General features: G+C 46.8%; 4 protein-coding genes and 1 pseudogene. 1 reads left to right on the plus strand and 4 read right to left on the minus strand.

Annotated elements, in window-relative coordinates; genetic code table 11:
• Positions 1 to 604, minus strand: a 604-nt coding sequence (locus AC1DUA_RS32550; RefSeq protein WP_477503676.1) for a GntR family transcriptional regulator, incomplete at its 3' end; no start/stop codon positions are given.
• 129 nt (positions 605 to 733) lie between these two features.
• Here AC1DUA_RS32550 and AC1DUA_RS32555 point away from each other — a divergent pair.
• Positions 734 to 1,351: a LysE/ArgO family amino acid transporter gene (locus AC1DUA_RS32555; RefSeq protein ID WP_477503677.1), complete on the plus strand. Its 618-nt coding sequence runs from the start codon at positions 734 to 736 to the stop codon at positions 1,349 to 1,351.
• Positions 1,352 to 2,413: 1,062 nt separating this feature from the next.
• Here AC1DUA_RS32555 and AC1DUA_RS32560 read toward each other — a convergent pair.
• From AC1DUA_RS32560 to AC1DUA_RS32570, 3 genes and pseudogenes are all read right to left on the minus strand, one after another.
• Positions 2,414 to 2,731, minus strand: coding sequence for a cupin domain-containing protein (locus tag AC1DUA_RS32560; RefSeq protein WP_145657127.1), 318 nt, complete (start codon positions 2,729 to 2,731; stop codon positions 2,414 to 2,416).
• Positions 2,732 to 2,793: 62 nt separating this feature from the next.
• A pseudogene (melA, locus tag AC1DUA_RS32565) lies at positions 2,794 to 4,068 on the minus strand (alpha-galactosidase); the annotation flags it as partial.
• Between the two features lie 116 nt (positions 4,069 to 4,184).
• The coding region (locus AC1DUA_RS32570) for a helix-turn-helix domain-containing protein (RefSeq protein ID WP_477503678.1) at positions 4,185 to 4,904 on the minus strand (720 nt) is incomplete at its 5' end.

The following is a 4,904-nucleotide window of genomic DNA, read 5'->3' on the forward strand; positions in this document are numbered from 1 at the left end:
GCAGCAGACCGATCGAAATGAGCTGTAAAGCTTGGAGTGCCCCGGACACAATCAGGATGTTCGATGGCGAAGTATTGACGCCGATTCCTTGCAGGTAAGCTGCCAGCTGCTTGCGTAAATAAAGATTCCCCTTCGGTTCTTCATAACCCAAGAGGAACGAATTCGTCGAACTTTCAGCGAAAATCTCCTTCATCCGCTCAGATGGCAGCAAATCGGGTGAAWGCTCCCCCGTTCCAAGCCGAATGATACCTTCTTGAAATTCTGCCCGATTGATGTGCTGAATAGCCGGCTGGTTGGGATAGTGTGCTCCAGCTTGTACATACGAGCTCCAGTCTGGAGGAGGAGAAGCGGTCAACAGGTTCCAAGAGTTATTAATAACTCTCGTTCCGCCTTTGGTGTTACCCTCCAATAATCCATCAGCAATCAAATCGCTGATTGCCGTTACAACCGTGCTGCGATTCACGCCAAAATGCTCAGCCAATGCTCGCTGCGAAGGAATTTTGGTTCCAACGGCCCATTCTCCCAGCGATATTTTATGGATAATAAACTCTTTAATCTGTTGATATAACGGAGTTTCAGATGATAAATCAGGCTTCCAATCCATCGTTTCCTCCTTCCTTACAGCTCCACTATATCATTTGGTTGGGGTCGAATCCATCCATTTGGACGGAGACAAATATCAGAAACCCTCTATACTAAGAAAGAATTCGACAACTAGATAGGGGCGATTATTTTGTTTCAAACGATATTACATGCGGTTGTTTTGGGCTTTGGACTCATTTTACCTGTTGGGGTGCAAAATGTTTTTGTGTTTAATCAGGGCGCCAGCCAACGCTCTTACCTTGGGGTACTGCCAGTTATTCTCACAGCTTCCCTCTGTGATACCCTGCTTATTCTTGCAGCGGTTTTTGGGGTTTCCCTTATTGTGCTAACCTTTTCATGGCTGCAAGCGGCATTGTACGGAATTGGCTGCTTATTCCTGCTCTACATGGGCTGGGTGCTTTGGCACAGTAAGCCAAGTACAGCTCTTTCTACACAAGCAGAGGTCCGCCAGCCGAAAAAACAAATCCTGTTTGCGGCATCTGTTTCCTTGCTGAATCCTCACGCTATTTTAGATACGATCGGCGTTATTGGTACAAACTCCTTGAACTATGCTGGCGGGCAAAAATGGGTGTTCCTGATCAGCATCGTGTGTGTGTCTTGGCTGTGGTTTTTTGGATTAGCATTTGCAGGGCGACTCGTTGGTAAACATGATGCAAGCGGGCGATTTATCGCGAGGTTGCATAAAGTGTCGGCTTGCATGATATGGGGCGTAGCCGTGTATATGGGGTTGCAGTTTGTGTGGAAATGAGGGGAGGGAGGGTGTGACTAGGTGTGAGGGAGAGATTGGGTGGGAGTACGAGACTGGGCGAGACGGGAGAGATTGGGTGGGAGTACGAGACTGGGCGAGACGGGAGAGACTCGGTGGGACGGGAGAGACTGGGTGCAATAGTGCGAGACAGCTCGAGACTGGGTGATACTTGGCTAGAATGGGGCGAGACACATTCCGTTCTCACTCACCATACCCGCGTAAGCACATAAGCACTTTAGCACTCGGTTGCTACTGGATCTAACTCTATCAGCTGGCCATTGGATGAAATCCAACGAACTCGACAAATTCACCACATATTGCATCATTTCATTGGACGAAATCCAATAGACTTCGAGAAATACACCACTATTAGCACTAAAATAAGCCCTCTCATTGGATTTCATCCAATGTAACCCTCCAAATACACTTCAAACCCATCAACTCGTTGGATTTCATCCAATGAGTTTGATTCATTCTCACCATTCCACCTCCTCCCTATGCCCAAACTATGAATAAACCCTCTCATTTTCACCCTGTATGTCCGGCTATCCACCTCAACTCTCATAACACTTCACTTCCCAATCTACTCCTCCTCAGTTCTCATCACACTTCACTTCTCACTCCACTCCTCCTCAACTCTCATCACACTTCACTTCCCAATCTACTCCACCTCAACTCTCATAACACTTCACTTCCCAATCTACTCCTCCTCAACTCTCATAACACTTCACTTCCCAATCTACTCCTCCCTCAACTCTCCTCACACTTCACTTCACAATCTACTCCTCCTCAACTCTCATAACACTTCACTTCCCAATCTACTCCTCCTCAACTCTCCTCACACTTTACTTCCCAATCTACTCCTCCTCTCTCATCACACTTCACTTCTCACTCCACTCCTCCTCAACTCTCCTCACACTTCACTTCCCAATCTACTCCTCCCTCAACTCTCATAACACTTCACTTCTCAATCTACTCCTCCTCAACTCTCATCACACTTTACCCTCGCCATGTAAACGCATTCATATCAAAAGAAAGAAAACCAGTTGCAAGAGCAACTGGTTAACGTTTCACTAGATCTTCGCGAATCGGTGTAAATACATCCAGCAAAGCAGATGCTTCCAAAGCTGTTACGCCATGCTGTGCTCCACTCGGTATGTAAACCGTTTGTCCTTGTTCGATGACCGTCACAACACCATCTATGGTAAACTCGATTTTGCCTTTTAAACAATAGGACATTTGTTCATGCACGTGGCTGTGCTGATATCCTACGGCYCCTGGCTCAAAGTGAACCTCCATCATCATTAACCCAACTTCAGCTTTCAAAATGCAGCGTTTAACGCCCGGCTCAGCCGGTTCCCATACGCCAATATTCGACATCTGACTTTCCCCTCTCCGATTTGAGTAATCATAGAAAATAAAAAAGGACCGCAAGCGGCCCTTATTTGCCAAATTTCTTTGGGGTTGCAGACAGCTCCAACGAGAGGATCCATCATGAACGCTTGACGAAGCAGTTTATCGTCCCCATGCACAGCTGCTTCTACAGCAAGACGTTGTACAGAAATACTGACATTACATACTGCTGCAGGTCCTAACGGCAGATTTCCTACATGCGGCATCGAAATACCGTTGGCATCTACATAACCCGGTGCTTCAATGATGGCATCATTTGGCAGGTTCGAGATGACGCCATTATTCACTACATTGAAATGTCCGCGATACACACGGCCGGTTTCAAGTCCCTCAATGATATAGGAACCGTGCTCTTCACTGCGCTTCTCGGCCGCATAAACCATCGCCTTTTCCTTCATCCAGTTCGGGAAATCCTTCTCAAACCAGTTCCGCCCTTCCGTACATACGCGCAGGTAGCCGCCGGTTTCACCGTTAATCCAGCTCCCCAGATCGATCCAATCTTGGATCTCGCTAGCGCGCTTCCGGTACCAAGGCACATACTCGCTAAGATGCCCGTTGGACTCTGTGCTGTAGTAGCCGAAACGACGAAGCATGTCGATGCGCACTTTCTCTGTGCGGGCATATTCCGGATGGTTCTCGAACGCTTCAAGCAGCCCTTGCGTTAGATCCTTGCCTTGATGGCGGGCCTGTACATACCACGTTTGATGATTGATGCCTGCACAAATAATATCGACTTCTTCTTTCTTCAAACCATACACGTCTGCAATTTGACGATGCCCGTGCTGCACGCCGTGACATAACCCTATCGTCCGCACCCCGCCGTAAGTGTTGCAAGCCCATGTCAGCATAGCCATCGGATTCGCATAATTTAGCAGCAGCACATCCGGCGAAGCTACGTCGCGAATGTCCCCGCAGATACGCAGCATTTCCGAAATCCCGCGCTGACCATACATAATGCCTCCCGCGCATAACGTATCCCCGACGCACTGATCTACACCGTATTTAAGCGGGATATCTACATCTGTTGCAAAAGCCTCCAGACCCCCGACGCGAATTGTACATAACACATACTTGGCGTCTTTCAAAGCTTCCCTGCGATCCGTGCTTGCTTGAATTTGGATGTTCAGACCATTCTCCATAATATCTCTTTGGCACAGCTCCGTAACCATATCCAAGTTATGTTGATTAATGTCTGTAAAAGCGACCTGAATATCTTTAAACTCAGGAACTGATAATAAATCCCTTAGTAATCCGCGTGTAAATCCAATGCTTCCTGCTCCAATAAAAGCTACTTTAAATGACATGTTTATCGCCCTCTCTATCGTGTTCTCTACCTTTCACATTGTATCAAGCACGAAAGAGAAACCGTTATCAAATTTCTAACTTCCTCAACTCACTTTTGTCAAAAATTCTAACTTCTTTACGGATAATTTCGTTTCTCTGCATACATAGATTTACGAAAATCGGTTGGCGTCAGACCCGTATACTCTTTGAAAAGCATATGAAAATATTGCCGACTTCCAACGCCGATGTAATCACAAATCTCGGAAATGGGCACATCCGTTTCTAGCAGCAGCATTTTGGCTTTTTCCATCCGGATACCGGTTAAATAAGCCATTAATGTCTGTCCTGTCAGGGATTTGAAAATCCGCTGCAAATAGCCTGGATGCAAATTAACTGCACCGGCAATATCCTTCACTTGAATATCCCGGTCATAGTTCTGATGCAAATACTCCATCGAAATTTTGACATATCGTTCACTCTGCGCCTCTCCGCTATTTACCGTTTCACGCCACACTCGCGCAATTCGAATCAGCAGCTGTGTGATCAGAAGCTGAACCATCAAGTCGCTTTTATTTGCTGCTTTATCCAGCTCTAGCACCAAGCTTTTCATTATATGATAAACTTCATCTCCATCCCGCAGCACCAAATAGGGAGCTTCTGACGCCAATAAAGCGATCAACAGGTCATCTTCGGCAGCCAACTGCTGAATCGAAGGGAATACTCCTTTATTGGGTGTGAACCGAAATTCTACATTCAGCATTCGGCATGGATTAGCCACATCAACGAGCAAGCGATGGGGGACGTTGGCGTTAATAATAATAAATTCACCCTTTTTGAGCGCGACCTTCTCGGTGTG

Source organism: Paenibacillus sp. 01T422, from assembly GCF_056398785.1.